Source organism: Prochlorococcus sp. G5PB11, assembly GCF_059772425.1.
Window position 1 is genome coordinate 1,240,315 of the sequence record NZ_CM186287.1, and the last position, 20,030, is coordinate 1,260,344.

Here is a 20,030-nt window from a genome sequence, read left to right on the forward strand (position 1 = left end):
CTTGAACCGACACGCTCAGTGAAAATAGCTTTCTTTACAGAAACTTTCCTACCAAAAGTTGATGGGATAGTAACGCGTCTAACTAAAACAATTCAAAATTTAGTTGAGTCAGGTGATGAGGTTACCATTTTTTGTCCAGAGGGCTGTCCATCCAGCTACATGGGTGCAAAAGTTATAGGTGTTCCCGCGATGCCATTACCCCTCTATCCAGAACTCAAATTAGGGTTGCCTGGTCCAGGTGTTTCAGATGAATTAGACAATTTTAAACCAGACCTCATTCATGTCGTTAATCCTGCTGTGCTTGGATTGGGAGGTATTTGGTTAGCCAAAACAAACAATATTCCACTTGTAGCCAGTTACCATACTCATTTACCTAAGTACTTAGAGCACTATGGAATGGGGATGTTAGAGCCACTTTTATGGGAATTGTTAAAAGCCGCTCATAATCAAGCAACCCTAAATCTGTGTACTTCCACTGCAATGGTGCAAGAGCTCTCAGAAAAAGGAATTCAAAATACTGCTTTATGGCAACGGGGAGTTGATACAGACATTTTTAAACCAGAACTAAGAGACGAACAAATGAGAAAGCGTCTTTTAGGAAACTTTAGTGATGAAGGATCTTTATTGATATACGTCGGTAGACTCTCAGCCGAAAAGCAAATTGAAAGAATAAGACCTGTACTTGAGGCATTGCCAAGCACTCGACTAGCTCTTGTTGGAGACGGTCCACACAGACAACAATTGGAAAAATTTTTCCAGGGAACCTCTACTACATTTGTGGGATATCTAAGTGGGAATGAATTAGCAAGTGCTTATGCATCTGGAGATGCTTTCTTATTTCCTTCAAGTACAGAAACTTTGGGATTAGTTCTTTTAGAAGCAATGGCTGCTGGATGCCCAGTAGTAGGAGCAAATAAAGGTGGAATCCCAGATATCATTTCAGATGGAAAAAATGGATGTTTATACAATCCCGATGGAGATGATGATGGGGCTTTAAGTTTAATTGAGGCTACAAAGAAGTTATTAGGGAACGAGGTAGAACGTACTGCAATGAGAAAAGCAGCTCGTTCAGAAGCGGAACGATGGGGTTGGGCAGGAGCTACAAAACAATTAAGACGTTATTACGAAGGCGTATTAGATCAAAAACAATCAAAATCCAAGCTTGCTGCCTAGTTTTCAAGCAGCATGAGGAGGTGGTGTTGGAGAATCAAATGATTGCAAAGGTAATACCAAAGTTGCCCATGTAGAAAGCTTGGCGGGCCTTTGTTTCTTCGGCTGACGAACCCCAAATGGGACTCGAACTACATTTGTTCCAGCAACTTGTAAAAGTTCTCCTTTATTTAAAACAGACTCAAAGCAATTAGAAAAAGAGGGCAAGGACAAGTCATCCTTTTTATTCTTTTGATCTGGAAGATCAAAAGATGTCTTGTTGTTCATTTGGTCCCCATGTAATTTAAAGCTGCGGCAAAATTAATAAAAAAATTGCAAAACAGCCTAATAAAACCCATAATTTGGTTTTCGCTTGAAATTTAACTAATAAAACAAGTTTTAACCAGTCTTCACAGAGAATTAATATTTTCTAAATCCTCAACAGAAGGACAACTACATATTAAATTCCTGTCTCCATAAGCATTATTTATACGTGAAACTGATGGCCAAAACTTATATTTTTCTTGATCTGGCAATGGGTAAGCTGCTTCTTTACGAGAATACGGTCTATCCCAATCATCAGATGTGACTGTTTTTAAAGTATGGGGAGATTGTTTTAAAGGATTATTAATAGGATCAAGCTTTCCTAATTTTATTTGTTCGATTTCTTCTCTTATTCCTATCATCGCTTCACAAAAACGATCTAGTTCAGTCAAACTTTCACTTTCTGTTGGTTCAACCATCAAAGTTCCAGCAACAGGCCAACTTATGGTTGGAGCATGAAATCCATAATCCATCAATCTCTTAGCAACATCTTCAACTTCGATTCCTAACTGACTCTTTAAAGGTCTCAAATCTAGTATGCATTCATGAGCTACTAAACCATTCGGATCCTTAAACAGGACTGGATAATGAGGATCAAGTCGTTTTGCCAAATAATTAGCAGAGAGAATTGCGATTGAACTTGCTTTGCGTAACCCATCTCTACCCATCATCCGAATGTACATCCAACTGATGGGTAATATTCCGGCACTGCCAAATGGAGCGGCTGAGACTGCTGAAATAGCCTTTTCGCCTCCACACTTAACAATTGAATGTCCAGGGAGATAAGGGACCAAATGACTTGCCACAGCTATGGGACCCACTCCTGGGCCTCCTCCTCCATGAGGAATAGAAAAAGTTTTATGAAGATTTAAATGGCACACATCTATGCCGTAAGATCCAGGCCTGCAAATACCTACTTGAGCATTCAGATTGGCACCATCTAAATAGACTTGACCTCCCTCTTGATGAATGATTTGGCACATTTCACGAATATTTGGTTCAAATACTCCATGAGTTGAAGGATATGTAACCATCAAAGCAGCTAAATTATTTGAATGAATCTTTGCTTTACTTCTTAGATCTTCTAGATCAACATTACCGTAGTCGTCACATTTAACAGAAACAACTTTAAAGCCAGACATGACTGCGCTAGCTGGATTGGTGCCATGTGCACTTGTTGGGATCAAGCAAATATTTCTATGCACCTCTCCAAGAGACTGATGCCATGAACGTATTACAAGCAAACCAGCAAATTCTCCTTGTGAACCTGCATTGGGCTGAAGCGAAACTCCCTGAAAGCCAGTTAAAGCAGCTAGCCAATCTTCAAGATCATTAATTATCTCCTGGAAACCCATTAATTGACCTTGAGGAGCAAAAGGATGAAGAGAAGCGAACTCGTTCCATTCAATGGGTAAAAGTTCAGCCGCTGCATTCAATTTCATTGTGCAACTTCCAAGAGGAATCATTCCTTGAACTAAAGAAAAATCTTTCGACACTAAAAAATGTATATATCTCATTAAATCAGTCTCGCTTTGGTATTTATTAAATACCGGTTGTTGAAGCCAAGGTTTTTCGCGCAGTGGAATATCTATTAAAAGTTCATTTTCATCAATTAATATAGATAAATCATTGATATTTTTACCTTTAGCCTTTGCAAGTATTTGATGTAATTTATAAATTTCTTCATCACAAGTTAATTCATCAAAAGTCACACCAAAGCCTTTGGCATTTATAATATCTGATCCGATAGGAAGCACTCTAAGATTATATCCTTCTTTGGAAGCTAACTGAACAACTTTTGATGCTTCTGGACAGTAAATATCTATACTATCAAACCTGGAATATCTATCTAAAGGATATTCAAGATTACTTATGATAGATTCAAAATATGATCTATGTTTAACAATCTTTTTTGCTATTTGTTCAAGACCATTTGGACCATGATGTACTGCATAAAAAGAAGAAAGAACAGCCAATAGGACTTGAGCAGTACAAATGTTACTAGTTGCTTTATCTCTTCGAATATGTTGCTCTCTAGTTTGAAGGGCAAGCCTCAAAGCTTGATTGCCTTCTAAGTCAACTGACTGGCCAACTATTCTTCCTGGTATTTGCCTTTTATATATTTCTTTTGTTGCAAAAAAAGCTGCATGTGGTCCACCAAATGCAATAGGAACTCCGAATCTTTGCGCACTTCCAACGACAATGTCAGCACCGAACTCTCCCATGGGTTTAATCAAAACTTGAGCCAATGGATCGATTGCAATAGTTGCAATTGCATCGCATTCATGTACCTGATTAATTATTGAAGTTGGATCCCAAATCCGACCATTTTTGCCAGGTAATTGAATAAGTATTCCGAAGACATTATTGTCTATCTCAAAGTTGTTGTTATCAAATACCTCCAATCGAATTCCTAGTGGTTCACAACGAGTTTTTAATACATCAAAAGTTTGAGGCAAAACTTCTTGATCTACTAAAAATTTATTAGCTTTTTTGTTTTTCCTAACAGCCAAACTCAAACTTATTGCCTCAGCTGCTGCAGTTGATTCATCAAGCAAAGAAGCGTTTGATATGGGGAGACCTGTTAATTCACTTATTAAAGTCTGAAAATTAAATAAAGCCTCTAATCTGCCTTGCGATATTTCTGCTTGATATGGTGTATAAGCCGTATACCAATTTGGATTTTCCAGAACATTTCTTTGTACAACTGGAGGTATGACTGTTGAATGATAACCAAGGCCAATTAACGAGCGATATTCAACATTTTTCTTTGCAATTATATTAATTTCTTTTAACGCTTCATTTTGATCACAGCCATCTGGAATAGCAGCACAATTAATCTCTGAATCAAAGATTTCATTAGGGATTACAGAAGATATGAATTCTTCCGAATTTTGAAAACCAAGTTTTTGAAGCATTAAAGCTTCATCTTCAATAGTGGGACCTATATGGCGAGACTTAAAAGTTGGATCCTTTAATTCTGCTTTTGACATGAGCTTGTTCTCAAGCACAAGCAAGTTAAGTTATTGTAAAGAAGGCTAGTGTAGAGAAAAATTTCCCAATTTGTTGTAAGAAAAAATTATTCAGTAAAATTTTACTCACCAATTTTCTTAGCATAACTTTCTGAATCCATAAGCTCTTTTAATTGATCAGGGTTATCAGGACGAATTATTAATAACCACCCCTCGCCATGAGGATCATTCTGAAGTTCCTCTGGACTTGCCAAAACAGAATTGTTTCTATGAACAATTTCCCCACTTATTGGAGCATACATATCTTCAACAGCCTTTACAGATTCAACTGAGCCAAAGCTTTCTCCTTTGGCTATTGCAGTGCCTTCTTCTGGTAGATCAACAAAAACAATATCTCCTAACTGATCTACAGCAAATTCACTGATACCAATTCGAACTAAAGCATCATCAGCAAAAGCATATTCATGACTGTCAGCAAAACGAAAATGATTTGGAAAGGAAAAAGCCATTTGCGTCAAAACGTAAAACGCTTAATCATTCTGGGGCAATTTGATCAATCCTGCCTGAAATAAATTGGATAGTGCATGAATCAAAGCAATTTTGACATGTGAGCGATGAGATCCTCCTTGAATAAAAAGATCAAATGGAGGTTTCATAGGAGCATCAGCAGAAAATTCACTAGTACTACCATCTATAAAAGTTCCTCCAGCCATGACTAAGTTATTTTCATATCCTGGCATTGGGGCAGGTATAGGGTCGAGAAAAGATCCAATAGGTGACTTTTCCTGAAAAGACCTACAAATAATTTTTAATATTTTTGGGTCGCCTATTCTGACTATTTGAATCAAATCAGTTCGAATAGAGACTGGTTTTGGCAACACTTGAAAGCCTAATTCGCTAAATGTAGTTGCAATAATTTCAGCACCAATTAAAGCCTCTGCAACCATTTGAGGTGCGAGAAAAAGTCCTTGTAAAATAGTTCTATTTAAGTCAAAAGTAACACCACCCTCAGATCCAATACCTGGAGCAGTCAAGCGGCAACATGCTTTATCAACCAAATCAGTTTTCCCCGCAATATATCCACCAGTAGGAACAATAGTTCCCCCTAAATTTTTTATTAAAGAACCTGCAATCAAATCTGCCCCTACTGACGTTGGTTCTTTATTTTCAACGAATTCTCCATAGCAATTATCAACAAAGCAAATACAATTAGGTTGCATCTTATGACATAAATAACAAATCTCCTTGATCACTTCAATACTCAAAGATGGACGCCATGTATAACCACAACTACGTTGTATAAAAATTAATTTTCTAGGTTTCTTTAAAGCTTTTTCTAAAGCTAGAAAATCTATATTTCCATCGTTTTTTAAAGATATTTCTTCATAGTTAATACCAAAATCAATCAAAGATCCTTGCCCATTTCCCCTTAATCCAATTACTTCTTCAAGTGATTCATAAGGCCTCCCGGTAACAGATAATAAATCATCTCCTGGTCTTAAAACACCAAACAAAGATGACGTAATAGCATGTGTTCCGCTTACGAACTGAAGTCTTACTGCTGCTTTTTCACAATCTAAAATATCTGCAAAAATTTTATCAATGGTATCTCTCCCTAAATCTCCATGCCCATATCCTGTTATAGAGGCAAAATGTTGTACATTTAAATGAGAATCAGAAAAAGCCTTTAATACTTTTTCTAATTTAAATGTTATACTATCAGTCTTTTCATTAATAGATAAATATAATTTTTTTTCTATATTTTCAATAAAATTTTTAGCAGAATTTTTGAACATATTGTCTTTTGAAATAGCTTAAAAAGTTTTCGGAAGTTAATCTGAAAAAATAATTTCTAATTTTTCTTGATCCTTAAGAAGTAAACCTCTTTGGCGTAGATTTTCCAAAAAGTCATCAGCACCTTGCAAATTATTTGTATTTAACAATTTATTCGTTTCATGTAAATCTAACAATTCACCATCAAGTTCTTCAGCGGTGTAATCTTTTAAACCAGCCATAACTGCTTCAAATCTTTCTCTTCGTTGTTTTTTACTTACTGGATATGCAGACATAACTTGTTGTCTACACATTCTCCAAGATCTACCTTTACACAAATAATCAGCCAAAGCAGCACTAAGCACAGGAGCCTCAGCTTCCTCAATAAACCAATCAAAAGAGGAAGGTAGAGAAGCTAAACCAACAAAAATCTCAAAAAAGTCCCCGGCAGAAAGTGGGTGACCATTATTGCCCTCAACAGCAATAGCCGACTCTTGAAGTGATTTATACAGCTCAGGATGAACGCTTGATATTTGATTTTCTATGTTTTCTAACCCACGAAAAAGTACTTGATTTACTTTACCCAATGCAAAAAATACTTCAGGACTTGGAGATACAAGTTTTCCATTTCTTAAATTTGAAATCTGAGAACTATGAACCCTCCCTAAATCCAAGCATTCAGCCAAAACAGGCAAAACTTTATGAGACCAGCCATTACGCTCATGCCAGACATGCACAAGATGAGCCATCGCCCTTCTACCTGCATTCAATTGCTCCCGGAAACTAGAAGAGGTCACAAATCACATTCAAGATTAACCACAAGACCTGATTAGGATCCTTATCGTATATTATATACACTAAGTAGACGGATCACTAATGGTTTCAAGTTTAATCGAGGCTTCGGCTCCATTAAAAAAACCAGTTGCTGCTGAAAAAGCAATGGCTGCATCCAAAAAACTCCAAGGGCATGTACCTAGAAGAATTCAGAACCAAAGATCCAGGAGGAGATGGGGAACAGTCATATTTATGTTGACAATCCACGTTCTAACAATATTTACTTTACAACCTCAATTTTGGAGCTGGCTAGCATTTTCTGGATTTATTTTCTTGTATTGGGTAACTGCTTGCTTGGGAGTAACCACAGGATATCATCGCCTTCTATCACATCGTTCTTTTCAAGTTCCAAAATGGCTTGAAAGATTTTTTGCAACTTGTGGAGCATTAAGTTGCCAACATGGACCAATTGATTGGGTTGGTCTTCATAGGCATCATCACACTTTTTCCGATACTGAAGCTGATCATCATGACAGCAACAAAGGATTTTGGTGGAGTCATATGGGATGGATGTTTGAAGATGTTCCTGCCATGAAAGCCGTTCCGAGACTTTCTGGAGATTTAATCAAAGATCCTTACTACCGTTTCTTAAATAAAAATTTTTTACTTTTGCAAATACCTTTAGGGGCAACGCTTTATTTAATTGGCCAATCAGCTGGTGTTGGTGGATGGTCAATGGTCCTATGGGGGATTCCTCTAAGACTTGTTTTTGTTTATCACATAACTTGGCTCGTTAACTCAGCCACTCATTGCTGGGGTACTACTGCATATGAGAGTGGAGACAATTCAAAAAACAATAAATGGGTAGCCGCGCTGACATTTGGTGAAGGTTGGCATAATAATCATCATGCTTTTCCTAATTCTGCAAAGCACGGCCTTCAAAGAAAGCAAATAGATCTAACTTGGCAACACATACGGTTTTTGAAAGCAATTGGGTTAGCTAAAAAAATAAGACTACCTATCGCATCGTAATATTATCAACATGATTCAAAGTATTAATTCATTTTCAATCCATGGCTAAGAGAGTTCAAGTTGTTCTGAATGAAGACATAAAAAGTCTTGGCAAAGATGGTGACCTAGTTGAGGTCGCTCCTGGTTTTGCAAGAAACTTTTTATTACCTAACAAGAAAGCTTTACCAGTAACGCCCACTGTTCTTAAACAAGTTGAACATAGAAGAGCAAAACAAGCCGAAAAAGAAGCTGCTAAAAAGCAAGAAGCAATTGATTTTCAAACAGCTCTTACAACAATTGGAAGATTTACTGTGAAAAAACAAGTAGGAGAGGATGGAGTCTTATTTGGAACGGTAACAAATGGTGATGTAGCAGAGGCTGTAAAAGAAGCAACTAAAAAGGAAATAGATCGCAGAGACATATCCGTCCCAGAGATACATGGTGTTGGCAAGTATAAAGTACAAATCAAGCTTCACAACGAAGTGAATGCTGAAATAAACCTTGAAGTTACTAGTTACTAATAGTTGCATCTTTGGCTGAACAGGCCAAAGTAGGTGTCCTTGTCCAACAAGCAATAAATGATAAGCACCCCCTCTTCAAACAACGGGGATTTTTCAAAACAAAATAGAGATTTTGGAGCTTTTAATAATTCCAAGATTGATAAGCCTCGTTTTGAAGCTCAACCTGATCAGATACCACCACAAAATTTGGAAGCAGAAGAATCTGTTCTTGGTGGAATTTTATTGGATCCTGATGCAATAGGACGAATAGCTGATTTGCTACAAGCTGAAGCTTTTTACATATCTGCTCATCGAGAAATATATAGAACCGCACTAATGCTTCATAGCCAAGGAAAGCCAACAGATTTAACAGCGATGAGTGCTTGGCTAGCCGATACAAATGCTTTAGAGAAAGTTGGAGGAAATAATCGATTAGTTGAACTAGTTGAAAGGGTTACATCTACAGCCTCAATCGAACAAGTTGCTAAATTAATTAGCGATAAATTTCTGCGCAGACAACTCATCAAATCTGGGAATGATGTGATCAAATTAGGTTTTGATCAAAGCCTCCCAATGGAAGAGGCCATTGATCAAGCTGAGCAGAAAATCTTTGCTATTAGCCAAGAACAACCATCAAAAGGTTTAACACCTACTGCAGAAATACTGACAAGTACTTTCAATGAAATAGAAAGTAGATCACTTGGCACATCAGTAGCAGGAATACCAGTTAATTTTTACGATCTGGATGCAATGACCCAAGGACTTCAAAGGAGCGATCTAATAATTGTTGCAGGACGACCAGCGATGGGAAAAACTTCAATTGTTTTGAATTTGGCTAAAAACGTAGCTCAACTTCATGATCTACCTGTTTGTGTATTCAGTCTTGAGATGAGTAAAGAGCAACTGACTTACAGACTGCTTTCAAGCGAGGTAGGTATTGAAAGCAGTAGATTAAGAACAGGGCGCTTGCAACAAGATGAATGGCCATTACTTGGTCAAGGTATTAACACCCTTGGTCAATTACCAATATTCATTGACGATAAACCAAATTCAAGTGTTCTTGAAATGAGGTCATTATGTCGTCGCCTAATCGCTGAGCAAGGCAAAGAGCTAGGACTAATTGTGATTGATTATCTACAACTAATGGAAGGCACCTCGCCAGATAATCGAGTTCAAGAAATCTCAAGGATTACTCGAGGTCTTAAAGGCATGGCAAGAGAACTGAAAGTTCCTGTTATCGCTTTATCTCAATTAAGTAGAGGAGTTGAATCAAGAACAAATAAAAGACCAATGCTTAGTGATCTTCGTGAATCAGGTTCTATTGAACAAGATGCGGACTTGGTCCTAATGATTTATAGGGATGAGTATTACAATCCAGAAACTACTGATAAAGGAATTACAGAAGTTATCGTCACAAAACATCGAAATGGGCCTGTTGGAACAGTTAAATTACTTTTTGAACCCCAATTTACTAGATTTAGAAACCTTGCCGCTTAATTTTTCGAAAATTAAATTCCTAAATGCTTAATTGATGGTTACTAAACAATCCTCAAATGAAAGTTTTGATGTAATTGTTGTTGGAGGTGGTCATGCAGGCTGCGAAGCTGCCCTGACTACTTCCAGATTAGGATTGAATACAGCTTTATTTACACTAAATTTAGATCGAATCGCATGGCAACCATGTAATCCTGCCGTAGGGGGACCAGCTAAAAGTCAATTAGTTCATGAAGTTGATGCGCTAGGAGGAATAATCGGAAAATTAGCCGATTTAACAGCTCTTCAAAAAAGAGTCCTGAACGCAAGCAGAGGTCCAGCAGTTAGAGCATTAAGAGCACAAACAGACAAGAGATTATATGCACATGAAATGTTGAAAATTCTTCAAAACGCCCCAAACCTTAAGATTAGAGAAGCAATGGTGACTGGGCTAGAAATTGAACATTATCCCAAGAAGATTGAAGACCATAAACCAGAAATTCAAGAGAGAATTGGATTTATAAAGGGAGTTAAAACCTATTTTGGAAGCGTTTTTCATGCAAAAGCCGTTGTACTTACAACAGGAACATTTCTAGGAGGCAGAATTTGGATTGGCAATCAATCCATGAGTGCAGGTCGATCAGGAGAGCAAGCCTCTGAGGGGTTGACTGAAGAATTACGAAAGTTAGGCTTTACTACTGATCGTTTAAAAACAGGAACACCTGCTCGAATCGACAGAAGAAGTATTGATCTGGATTCTCTTGATGAGCAATTAAGCGATGCTTCAGACAAATTCTTTTCTTTTGATCCTCTTTCCTGGAAAAGTGGAGAGCAAATGAGTTGCCATATAACTCGAACAACAAAAGAAACTCACCAACTTATTAAAAATAATCTTCATTTAACACCTATTTATGGAGGTTTTATTGATAGTAAAGGCCCAAGATATTGCCCTTCCATTGAAGACAAGATTGTACGTTTTTCTGACAAAGATTCGCACCAAATTTTCCTAGAGCCAGAAGGTCGAGATACTCCAGAAATATATGTACAAGGTTTCTCAACTGGACTGCCAGAAAACTTGCAATTAGAGCTTTTAAGGACTCTGCCAGGCTTGCAAAAATGTGTAATGCTTAGACCTGCTTACGCAGTAGAATATGACTATATTCCAGCCACACAATTAGAAGGAACATTAGAAACAAAAAGAGTACGTGGTTTATTCAGTGCAGGTCAACTAAATGGAACAACAGGGTATGAAGAAGCTGCTGCACAAGGTTTAGTTGCAGGTTTAAATGCTGCAAGATTAGTAAATAATCAAGAAGGAATTATTTTTGAAAGAGAAAGTAGTTATATAGGAACTATGATTGATGATTTAGTTACAAAAGATTTAAAAGAACCATATAGGGTATTAACTAGTAGAAGTGAATATCGATTAATCCTAAGGGGTGATAATGCTGATAGACGCTTAACGCCCTTAGGTTACAAATTAGGATTAATTGATGAAAGAAGATGGAAAATATTTAATGCTAAGCAGAAGTTGATCGATCAAGAGAAAGAAAGATTAGAAAAAGAACGAATTAAAGAAAGCGATACATGTGCAAAGGAAATATATTCCTCAACTGGAACACCTATCAAAGGTTCAATAACGCTAGCAAATTTCCTTAGAAGAACAAATATTCACTATAAAGACTTAATTAATTATCATTTAGCCTCCGAAAGTATTCCTTTAGATGTTCAAGAAGGAGTTGAAATAGATATCAAGTATACCGGTTATTTAGAACGACAAAAAGCTCAAATAAACCAATTAAAACAACAAAGTAAAAAATTATTACCAAAAAATTTAAACTATAATAATATAAAAACACTTTCGAAAGAAGCTAGAGAAAAATTAACAATTTCTCAGCCGAAAAGCCTTGGGCATGCAGCTCAACTCCCTGGCGTGAGCAAAGCTGACCTTACTGCACTTCTTGTATGGTTAAAAATAGAGCAAATGAAAAAAGCTGAGAGAAAAGATCAACTTAAAATAACAAGCTGATAAAAGTGAATTCACACCAATCTCAATTACCTTCCCCTGAAGTAATTTGGAAAGCCTCGAAAGAAAGTGTTCTTTCAGGAAAAGGTAACTACAAACTATCTGGAGCATGGCAGTTAATGCTACTTGGTGATGGCAGCCCAACCAGGCATCTAAAGCTTTTAACAGGACATGAGGTTGCCATAAAGGTCATATCTATGGCTATGGAAAATAATAATCAAAATGGAGTTCCAGAAGAAGTTAACGAGCTTGAGCCACCTTTAATAAGAAGACAAGTTTGGCTTACATGTGGAGATTTAACCCTGGCATGGGCTGAAAGCTGGTGGAATTATCAAGAGGCAGAAAAACATCTACAAAATAAGGATCAACCAATCTGGAAAAGCTTGACCCAAGGACGCTCAGAACTTTTTAGAGAAGTGGATGGATTAGGATTAGTTAATGCGAAGTGGCTGAAAGTGGAATTTAATGAAGATGGTCCTTTTTGGAGCCGACATTATCGATTTTTTCGTCAACAAAAAGAATTAACTGTAATCAGAGAAGTGTTCAGCCCAAAGCTAGAAAAGTGGTTAGGACCAGTACCAAGAAAGGCTTTTTAAAAACAACTAATATTTTTTTCTATTAGATCTTGGTATGTTTTTTCTTCTTTGAGGAGTTCGTTCGTTTAGAGAAAAATCTTCTATGTCAGGTTCATTTTGCTTAATTAAATTATCTTTTCTTTCCCACTTATTTAATTTAAAAGATTGATCATCTGGCCATTCATCCAGTTCGTCTAGATTTTTTCTCCTTCCTTCAATCTGAGGCGGTAAAGCTTTAGGAGCTCTTAAGGAAATAGCACTTAAGGGTCTTTTTATATCGTTTGTATTTTCTTGAAAAGATTCATCATCCAAGTCTTCAACATCGAACCAATCATCATCTTCTTCAAAAAACCAATCAATTTTCTCTTCCATCCAACGACCAACTTTTTCAAAATTTGCTGAGGTCTCTTTATCCTGCCATCCTCTCCTTCTTTGACCAGGGCGATTGCCTGCTACTCCATCTACCACCTGTTTCCCTGTTTGTATCCATTTATCCATTCTGCGATCGAGGGGTACCCGAGATCGCTGGCGAATTTGATGATGATTTTTATATGATTTCATTTTCTAAATTTAACGCTTTTAAACCAACTAGTGAAACAACGTAATGATGAAATTTTTCCAAAATTCCCAAAAAGCCAATTAAATGATTTATGTACTTCTAGAAAAAGGTTGAAATTCAAGTACACATTTTTGATCCCATCGACCTTCAAAATAATTATTGCAACAGCTCCGACAGGCAGCCCCTTTAACAATACGACGATAACTAAAACTTTTTTTACATGAAGGGCAAGTTGCAACCCATTTAGGGATTTTTTTTGAAACTGGGAAAGAATGACGAACTGTTACCTGGAAATCATTTTGAAGAGAATTAATCTCGGCCATACGTTGATGAAAATTTGGCCCATGTGCCTCTTCAACTTTTAGGACAAGATCTATCCATGCATGAATCATTTCATGGCATAAGGTACTCATCAATGCGTTCCTTGGGAGATTCTCTAATACAGGTCTAGATAAAATTATTTCACTAGCTTTCACTCCGAAAAAATTCGTTTGTCGTTTATACATCCCAGCCGTAGTACGCATACGGCCATCACTCCAACGCACAGAGACTCGAGGAACTCCTTTCTCAAACAGAGAGTTCTCAAAAAATTGTCTGTTTAATTTAAGAAACAATGGTAAAACAGGTATTAAAGACATTGATCCAGAGAACTCATTAGCTTTATTATTCCGATAACATTCTGTCTGACTATCAATAACAAACAAGCTAATCTCATGGCTAATAAGTCAGAATCTTTTACTAACAGGAATTAAAAAAATGGATGGTGCTCTTGTCAAAACAATTGGATTAAAAGCTCTCTTGGTTGGAGTTGGTGCGCTTCTCCTTTTTTGGACTTTTAACGCAATTAAACTCGTAATAAGTGCGAGAGGCATTAATCCTCTTGTAAAAAAGTTTTTTGATCAGATTGCAGCTGGCCGAATAGATGGAGCTTATAGACTTACGACAAAAGCTTATAAAACACATGTCAATAGACAAGACTTCATCAAATTTTTGGGTAGCTTGCAATTAAATCGTTACAGAAACTTGAAGTCAGGGCGCCCAAGGATCGAAGACAATCAAATAATGCTCACACTAAGCTTGAAATCAGAAGATAAAAAAAATGAAATGCCGCTGGACTTCACTTTTATTAAAATCAACGAAAATTGGCAAATAGATCGTATTGCCAAGGCCAATACATAATAACGCAAATGTGATAAGTGAATTCAAACTTGAATCAACATTATGAACGTGCCAAGGAGCTCAGAGCTTTACTCAACAAAGCAAATTACTCTTACTATGTATTAGATACACCAGAGATAGAAGATGCTGTTTATGATCAACTTTACCGAGAATTAATTGAAATTGAAAATATCCACCCATCATTAATTACTAATGATAGTCCTTCCCAGAGATTAGGGGGCGTTCCTTCTAAAGGTTTCAAAAATGTTGAGCATAATATTCCTCTTTTAAGCCTAGATAATGCTTTCAATATAAATGAATTAGAAGCATGGTACTCAAGAATCAAAAAATTAATAAATTCTCAAAATAAAAATACTAAAGAGTTTAATAATCCAGAACTAATATGTGAATTAAAAATTGATGGAAATGCTATTTCACTTAGATACGAAAATGGAATTTTAACTAAAGCAGCTACTCGTGGAGATGGAAAAAATGGAGAGGATGTCACTACTAATATCAGAACAATTTCTACAATACCATTAAGTTTACTATTAGAAAATCCACCTACTTGGATTGAAATTAGAGGCGAAGCTTTCATGCCTAATAATATATTTAAAAAACTCAATATTGAGAGAAAAAATACTGATCAAGCACTCTTCGCCAATCCTAGAAACTCTTGTGCAGGAACATTAAGACAATTAGATCCCAAAATAGTTGCATCTAGAAAACTTGACTTCTTCGCATATAGTCTTTATTTACCAGAAAATTGGGAACCAACTGATAGCAATTTAAAAAAACCAAAGTCTCAATCTGAATCACTTGAGTTTTTAAAAAATATTGGTTTTAAAATTAACCCTAAATATGAAGCAAAAAAAAACTTATTTGACGCAAACAGCTATTACAAGTATTGGGAAATTGAAAAAGATTCTTTAGCATATGCAACTGATGGAATAGTAGTAAAAATAGATAATTTTGAAATACAAAATGTCTTAGGTGCAACAAATAAAGCTCCAAGATGGGCCATTGCTGTGAAATATCCAGCAGAAGAGAAAGCGACTAAATTAAAAAAACTAATTTTCCAAGTAGGTCGCTCTGGTGCTATTACTCCCGTAGCAGAGTTTGAATCGATAGAGCTTGCAGGAACATCTGTGAATCGTGCAACTCTTCATAATTCAAAAAGACTTTCCTCTTTAGATCTTCATTACAAAGACACAATTATTGTTCGAAAAGCTGGAGAAATTATCCCTGAGGTTATTAGAGTTATCAAAGAATTTAGAACAGTTGATTCAAAATTAGTAGAATTTCCTAAAAACTGCCCAGCATGTAATTCCAAGTTAATTCAAGAAGAAAACGAAGCAATAACGAAATGTATTAATTCAAAATGCCCAGCAAAATTAAAAGGTCTTTTACGTCATTGGGTCAGTAAAGGATCCATGAACATAGATGGATTAGGTGAAAAAATTATTAATCAATTAGTAAATGAAGGATATGTGAAGTCAATCGCAGATTTATACAAACTTGAAATTGATTCCCTTTTAGAACTTGAAAGATTCGGTGAAAAATCTGCAAATAATTTACTAATAGAAATTAACGAGTCTAAAAACAAAAGTTGGCACAAACAGCTCTACGGTTTAGGGATACCTCACATAGGAGAAGCAAATGCTAAATCTCTTTCAAAAAACTTTCATAGCATTGAAGAACTTAATAGTGTTGCGAAGGAGGCACCTAAAAATATATCCAATATTTATGGATTTGGGAATGAAATGAAAGATGCAATAGTTAAATGGTTTGATGATTCTAATAATCAAACCTTAATTAAAGAATTAAAAGCAATCGGATTCTCCCTAAAAGAGAGTTTAGATTCAAACTACAACTCAAATAAATCGAATATTTTTGATGGTAAAGTTTTTGTCTTAACAGGAACTTTGGATTCGCTTACAAGAGATGAGGCAAAAGAATTGATAGAGAGTGCTGGAGGGAAAGTCAGCTCTTCAATTAGTAAAAAAACTGATTTTTTACTATCAGGAGAAAAAGCGGGTAGTAAATTAAAAAAAGCACAAGATCTCGGTGTAAAAATAATTAACGAAAATGAATTTAGGCTATTATTGTAAAAATAATTAGAATTTAACAATGAATAAAAATCAAATCTTTTCTTTAATTAAAACAGAATGTGGACGCGCAAAATATGAGATGCTGGCTTCTAAAAAAGGTATATTTAATCGGATAAGACTTTATTGGTTTATTGTATTTGCAGCGATTGAAGATTGGAATTTAAAAGCTGATGATTAATCTAGTTTTTGAGAATCCTGATTTAGTTTTCTTGTTGAACGTAAAACTAAAATAACAACCAAAATAGTCGATAAAATACTAATTAAGCTCCAAATAAATGAACTAGTATCAGATCTTCCTGAGAGTACTTCACCAAAACTTGAAACTTTGAGTGCTAAAGAACCTAAGCTACAATATAAAATTGTACCTGGTAATATACCAATCATTCCAAGAGTAAAATCACGAACTTTTACCTCACTCAAGCCATATGTAAAATTAAGTAAGCCAAATGGAAAAAGAGGAGAAAGTCTTGTGAGAAGAATAACTTTTAGACCCTCGCGTTTAACAGCTTTCTCCATTATTTGAACTTTTGGAAAATTGGAGACCTTTTTTTGAGCCCATTCTTTTAAAAAAGTTCTCCCTAAATAAAAAGTTAGATGAGCTCCAAAAAAAGCACCCACAAATACAACCGAACTTCCAAGCCAGGTTCCGTACAGAAAGCCAGACAACATGGAAAGCCATGAGCCTGGCAACAAAAAAGACACCCAAAAAACATACACCAAAGCAAAAAACAAAATTCCAAAAGGGCTACTTAAAAAAGGAATAAAATTATTAACAAGAGTCTCTAAGTTGTTAGACATAGTTTAAAGAGTTCAGTCCAATCCGATTAAACGCTCTTTGACAAGGCGAACTTGCGCTTCTGACTCCGTTAAATTTGCTCTGCATTCCTCAACAACCTCTTTAGGAGCTTTATCAACAAAATTCTTATTTGCTAAACGTCCAGAGAGACTTTCTATCTCCTTTTGTGCTTTATTTAAATCTTTTTCAAGCCTTGATCGTAAAGAAGCTATATCTATCAATCCTTCAATAGGAAGAACCACCTCTAACTCGCCACTTACGCCAGCTAAAGCTTTCATAGAAGGCAATGATTTTGCTTGCTCTGGAGATAATATTTGGACTTCCTTAGCCTTAGTCAAAGCAGCAATATCATTGGTTGATGTTTTTAGGGTGTTTTGCAAGACTTCCTTGCCAGAGACCAACATAACAGGAACTTTTTGAGAGGGTTTCAACCCAGCAACTGCTCGTAGATTGCGAATTAATCTGATAGATGCAAATAAATCAGTGAAAGAACTCTCTAAATCAATATTCAAGTCGTGTTCATTTGATTTTGGCCAAGGCTGCAAAGCTAAAAATTGATCTTCAGCTAAACCTGTTAATCCATGCCAAAGCTCCTCTGTTAAATGGGGCATTAAAGGATGAAGCATAATCAAAAGATCACTTAAAACTTTGTATAAAATACTTTTCGCTATTTTTTGATCTAATAATTCATCAGGAGACAAATTTTTTGAAGTATTCAATCGACGTTTAATTAATTCTAAATACCAATCACAAAAATCATTCCAAGCAAACTCATATAATCCCTTAGCCGCCTCTCCTAAAGCATAATTTTCATATCGATTAGCCGTCTCACGATTGACTCGAGCAAGCCTTGATAAAATCCACTTATCTGATAATTGCAACTGAAAAGAATCATATTTCTCCAAATTTTCAAAATCTTGATCCTCAAGATTGATAAGAGCAAATCTAGTTGCATTCCAAAGCTTGTTAGCAAAATTTCGAGAGGCCTCAACCGTTGCTGAAGTTTGATTTTTACGATCAAAATCAAGACGTATATCTTGTCCCGCTCCTGCAACTTCACGAACAAGAGCAAACCTCAAAGCATCTGTTCCATATCTTTCTATTAGTAATAAAGGATCAATACCATTTCCTGCACTTTTACTCATCTTTCGATTCTGCTCATCTCTAACAAGTCCATGAATATAGACGTCAGAAAATGGCATCTTCTCCGTAAAGACTCCAGCCATCATTGTCATTCTTGCTACCCAAAAGAAAATAATGTCAAAGCCAGTAACTAGAGTATTTGTGGGATACCAGCGTTGAAAATCAGGATGTGTTTCATCAGGCCAACCTAATGTAGAAAAAGGCCATAAACCGCTGGAAAACCATGTATCTAGAACATCTTCATCTTGCTCAATTTTGACTGAATCTCCATATTTTTCTCGTGCTAATTTCTTCGCTTCATCTTCTGTCCGAGCAACAATGTACGGTGTTTCATTAACAACTTTATTATCTGTTTGACTAATTACAAACCAAGCTGGAATGCGATGTCCCCACCACAATTGTCTACTAATACACCAATCTCTTATATCAGTTAACCAATCTCGATAAACTTTAGACCATCTATTAGGAATAAATTTAGGTTGCCCTTTATCAAAAAATTCAGAACAACTAGTAGCAAGAGTATCCATTTTGACAAACCACTGAGTGGAAAGAAGTGGCTCTACTGGTACTTTCCCCCTATCAGAGAAAGGAACACTATGTTTATAAGCTTCAATCTTTGTTAAAAGACCAATTTCCTTTAAAGAATTAATAACAGCTTCACGAGCCTCAAAACGATCAAGGCCTTCAAATTGACCTGCGTTATGATTCATAGTTCCTTTTTTAGTCATGACTGTTATTTGAGGTAAGTCATGTCTTTGGCCTATCTCAAAATCATTAGGATCATGAGCTGGAGTAACTTTGACACATCCAGTTCCAAAATCTTTATCTACATGAGGGTCTCCAATAACGGGAATAGTTCTACCAACAAGAGGCAAAGTAACTTTCTCCCCTATGAGATCTTTATATCTTTCATCTGATGGGTTCACCGCAACTGCGACATCACCAAGCATCGTCTCAGGACGTGTAGTCGCTACTTCTAAATAACTAATTTTTCTTGCACTTGATACAGATGGTGTGATTAACGGATATCGAAAATGCCATAGATGTCCATCTACTTCTTTCATTTCAACTTCTAAATCACTCACAGCCGAACCTGAGGCAGGGCACCAATTCACTAAATATTCTCCTCTATATATCAATCCCTTCTCATGTAAACGAACAAATGCTTCGGAAACAGCTTTACTCAAGCCCTGATCCAATGTAAATCTCTCCCTACTCCAGTCTACGGAATATCCCAAACGCTTTAATTGATCAACAATTCTTCCACCACTTTTTTCTTTCCACTCCCAAGCTTTTTCCAAAAAGGACGCTCTACCAAGATCACGACGATTTATACCTTTTTCCTTAAGTTGTCTCTCGAGAATAGTTTGAACTGCAATTGAAGCATGGTCTGTTCCTGGAAGACAAAGAACATTATTTCCTTTTAATCTCTTGTACCTGACAACTGTATCGATTAAAGCGGTATTAAATGCATGCCCCATATGCAGACTCCCTGTGACATTTGGAGGAGGGATAACTACGCAGAATGGATCTCCAGAGGCTTCTGGATCAGCTTTAAAAGCTCCTTTTTCTTCCCAAGCTTTCTGCCAGCGATTTTCAGTGCCAGCTGGATCATATGTTTTAGAAAGCCCTAAGGCTTCCGATAATTTTGTCGTTTTTGCCCGCTCGATCACAGAAAAAAAATGT

At 36.3% G+C, this 20,030-nt stretch carries 18 protein-coding genes; 9 read left to right on the forward strand and 9 right to left on the reverse strand.

The window, feature by feature from the left end; translation table 11 throughout:
• Nucleotides 1-18: 18 nt before the first annotated feature.
• On the forward strand, nt 19-1,173 hold the full coding sequence (locus tag AC6EI0_RS07310) for a glycosyltransferase family 4 protein (protein WP_498521928.1): 1,155 nt from the start codon (nt 19-21) through the stop codon (nt 1,171-1,173).
• A 3-nt stretch (nt 1,174-1,176) separates the two neighbouring features.
• Here AC6EI0_RS07310 and AC6EI0_RS07315 read toward each other — a convergent pair whose 3' ends face one another.
• The 5 genes from AC6EI0_RS07315 to AC6EI0_RS07335 form a co-directional block, all read right to left on the reverse strand.
• A complete protein-coding gene (locus AC6EI0_RS07315) occupies nt 1,177-1,437 on the reverse strand; it encodes a hypothetical protein (RefSeq protein WP_498521929.1) in 261 nt (86 codons plus the stop codon).
• A gap of 122 nt (nt 1,438-1,559) precedes the next feature.
• Nucleotides 1,560-4,466 (reverse strand): aminomethyl-transferring glycine dehydrogenase, encoded by a 2,907-nt coding sequence (gene gcvP, locus AC6EI0_RS07320; RefSeq protein ID WP_498521930.1) that lies wholly within the window; start codon nt 4,464-4,466, stop codon nt 1,560-1,562.
• Nucleotides 4,467-4,567: 101 nt separating this feature from the next.
• Nucleotides 4,568-4,954 carry a glycine cleavage system protein GcvH gene (gene gcvH, locus AC6EI0_RS07325; RefSeq protein WP_498520035.1) on the reverse strand — a complete coding sequence of 129 codons (387 nt, stop codon included), beginning with the start codon at nt 4,952-4,954 and terminating at the stop codon, nt 4,568-4,570.
• Nucleotides 4,955-4,975: 21 nt separating this feature from the next.
• The gene (locus AC6EI0_RS07330; protein ID WP_498521931.1) at nt 4,976-6,241 is read right to left on the reverse strand and encodes a methionine gamma-lyase family protein; all 1,266 of its coding nucleotides are present in this window, start codon (nt 6,239-6,241) and stop codon (nt 4,976-4,978) included.
• 36 nt (nt 6,242-6,277) lie between these two features.
• Nucleotides 6,278-6,967, reverse strand: coding sequence for a DUF8644 domain-containing protein (locus AC6EI0_RS07335; RefSeq protein WP_498523518.1), 690 nt, complete (start codon nt 6,965-6,967; stop codon nt 6,278-6,280).
• Between the two features lie 127 nt (nt 6,968-7,094).
• Here AC6EI0_RS07335 and AC6EI0_RS07340 point away from each other — a divergent pair, with 127 nt between their 5' ends.
• The 5 genes from AC6EI0_RS07340 to AC6EI0_RS07360 are packed head-to-tail and all read left to right on the forward strand — an operon-like array spanning nt 7,095 to nt 12,598.
• Complete coding sequence (locus AC6EI0_RS07340; protein WP_498521932.1) at nt 7,095-8,024, forward strand: acyl-CoA desaturase; 930 nt, start codon at nt 7,095-7,097, stop codon at nt 8,022-8,024.
• Between the two features lie 41 nt (nt 8,025-8,065).
• The gene (gene rplI / locus AC6EI0_RS07345) at nt 8,066-8,524 is read left to right on the forward strand and encodes a 50S ribosomal protein L9 (RefSeq protein ID WP_498461703.1); all 459 of its coding nucleotides are present in this window, start codon (nt 8,066-8,068) and stop codon (nt 8,522-8,524) included.
• Between the two features lie 57 nt (nt 8,525-8,581).
• Entirely contained in the window at nt 8,582-10,000 is a 1,419-nt protein-coding gene (dnaB, locus tag AC6EI0_RS07350) for a replicative DNA helicase (RefSeq protein ID WP_498521933.1), read from the forward strand.
• Nucleotides 10,001-10,034: 34 nt separating this feature from the next.
• A complete protein-coding gene (mnmG, locus tag AC6EI0_RS07355; RefSeq protein WP_498521934.1) occupies nt 10,035-12,005 on the forward strand; it encodes a tRNA uridine-5-carboxymethylaminomethyl(34) synthesis enzyme MnmG in 1,971 nt (656 codons plus the stop codon).
• A 5-nt stretch (nt 12,006-12,010) separates the two neighbouring features.
• On the forward strand, nt 12,011-12,598 hold the full coding sequence (locus tag AC6EI0_RS07360) for a chorismate lyase (protein ID WP_498521935.1): 588 nt from the start codon (nt 12,011-12,013) through the stop codon (nt 12,596-12,598).
• A 6-nt stretch (nt 12,599-12,604) separates the two neighbouring features.
• Here AC6EI0_RS07360 and AC6EI0_RS07365 read toward each other — a convergent pair whose 3' ends face one another.
• Both AC6EI0_RS07365 and AC6EI0_RS07370 read right to left on the reverse strand, forming a co-directional pair.
• A complete protein-coding gene (locus AC6EI0_RS07365; protein WP_498521936.1) occupies nt 12,605-13,138 on the reverse strand; it encodes an RNA helicase in 534 nt (177 codons plus the stop codon).
• Between the two features lie 87 nt (nt 13,139-13,225).
• On the reverse strand, nt 13,226-13,774 hold the full coding sequence (locus AC6EI0_RS07370) for a SprT family zinc-dependent metalloprotease (protein ID WP_498521937.1): 549 nt from the start codon (nt 13,772-13,774) through the stop codon (nt 13,226-13,228).
• Nucleotides 13,775-13,892: 118 nt separating this feature from the next.
• Here AC6EI0_RS07370 and AC6EI0_RS07375 point away from each other — a divergent pair, with 118 nt between their 5' ends.
• From AC6EI0_RS07375 to AC6EI0_RS07385, 3 genes are read left to right on the forward strand one after another with little or no spacing between them, the layout of a single operon-like run.
• Nucleotides 13,893-14,315 (forward strand): hypothetical protein, encoded by a 423-nt coding sequence (locus AC6EI0_RS07375; protein WP_498521938.1) that lies wholly within the window; start codon nt 13,893-13,895, stop codon nt 14,313-14,315.
• Nucleotides 14,316-14,332: 17 nt separating this feature from the next.
• Nucleotides 14,333-16,405 (forward strand): NAD-dependent DNA ligase LigA, encoded by a 2,073-nt coding sequence (gene ligA, locus AC6EI0_RS07380; RefSeq protein ID WP_498521939.1) that lies wholly within the window; start codon nt 14,333-14,335, stop codon nt 16,403-16,405.
• Between the two features lie 19 nt (nt 16,406-16,424).
• Nucleotides 16,425-16,583: a hypothetical protein gene (locus AC6EI0_RS07385; RefSeq protein WP_498521940.1), complete on the forward strand. Its 159-nt coding sequence runs from the start codon at nt 16,425-16,427 to the stop codon at nt 16,581-16,583.
• On the opposite strand, the gene AC6EI0_RS07390 is transcribed toward AC6EI0_RS07385, so the two are convergent.
• Both AC6EI0_RS07390 and AC6EI0_RS07395 read right to left on the reverse strand, forming a co-directional pair.
• Entirely contained in the window at nt 16,580-17,203 is a 624-nt protein-coding gene (locus tag AC6EI0_RS07390) for a TVP38/TMEM64 family protein (RefSeq protein ID WP_498521941.1), read from the reverse strand. The two genes, AC6EI0_RS07385 and AC6EI0_RS07390, sit on opposite strands and share 4 nt — an antisense overlap.
• Before the next feature lie 12 nt (nt 17,204-17,215).
• Nucleotides 17,216-20,017: a valine--tRNA ligase gene (locus AC6EI0_RS07395; RefSeq protein WP_498521942.1), complete on the reverse strand. Its 2,802-nt coding sequence runs from the start codon at nt 20,015-20,017 to the stop codon at nt 17,216-17,218.
• Nucleotides 20,018-20,030: the final 13 nt, after the last annotated feature.

What these genes read in the sequence shown, in the direction of transcription:
- AC6EI0_RS07315 (WP_498521929.1), bottom strand. Translation starts at nt 1,437, where the DNA reads ATGAACAACAAGACATCTTTTGATCTTCCAGATCAAAAGAATAAAAAG.
- gcvP (WP_498521930.1), bottom strand. Translation starts at nt 4,466, where the DNA reads ATGTCAAAAGCAGAATTAAAGGATCCAACTTTTAAGTCTCGCCATATA.
- gcvH (WP_498520035.1), bottom strand. Translation starts at nt 4,954, where the DNA reads ATGGCTTTTTCCTTTCCAAATCATTTTCGTTTTGCTGACAGTCATGAA.
- AC6EI0_RS07330 (WP_498521931.1), bottom strand. Translation starts at nt 6,241, where the DNA reads ATGTTCAAAAATTCTGCTAAAAATTTTATTGAAAATATAGAAAAAAAA.
- AC6EI0_RS07335 (WP_498523518.1), bottom strand. Translation starts at nt 6,967, where the DNA reads ATGGCTCATCTTGTGCATGTCTGGCATGAGCGTAATGGCTGGTCTCAT.
- AC6EI0_RS07340 (WP_498521932.1), top strand. Translation starts at nt 7,095, where the DNA reads ATGGTTTCAAGTTTAATCGAGGCTTCGGCTCCATTAAAAAAACCAGTT.
- rplI (WP_498461703.1), top strand. Translation starts at nt 8,066, where the DNA reads ATGGCTAAGAGAGTTCAAGTTGTTCTGAATGAAGACATAAAAAGTCTT.
- dnaB (WP_498521933.1), top strand. Translation starts at nt 8,582, where the DNA reads ATGATAAGCACCCCCTCTTCAAACAACGGGGATTTTTCAAAACAAAAT.
- mnmG (WP_498521934.1), top strand. Translation starts at nt 10,035, where the DNA reads ATGGTTACTAAACAATCCTCAAATGAAAGTTTTGATGTAATTGTTGTT.
- AC6EI0_RS07365 (WP_498521936.1), bottom strand. Translation starts at nt 13,138, where the DNA reads ATGAAATCATATAAAAATCATCATCAAATTCGCCAGCGATCTCGGGTA.
- AC6EI0_RS07370 (WP_498521937.1), bottom strand. Translation starts at nt 13,774, where the DNA reads ATGTCTTTAATACCTGTTTTACCATTGTTTCTTAAATTAAACAGACAA.
- AC6EI0_RS07375 (WP_498521938.1), top strand. Translation starts at nt 13,893, where the DNA reads ATGGATGGTGCTCTTGTCAAAACAATTGGATTAAAAGCTCTCTTGGTT.
- AC6EI0_RS07385 (WP_498521940.1), top strand. Translation starts at nt 16,425, where the DNA reads ATGAATAAAAATCAAATCTTTTCTTTAATTAAAACAGAATGTGGACGC.
- AC6EI0_RS07390 (WP_498521941.1), bottom strand. Translation starts at nt 17,203, where the DNA reads ATGTCTAACAACTTAGAGACTCTTGTTAATAATTTTATTCCTTTTTTA.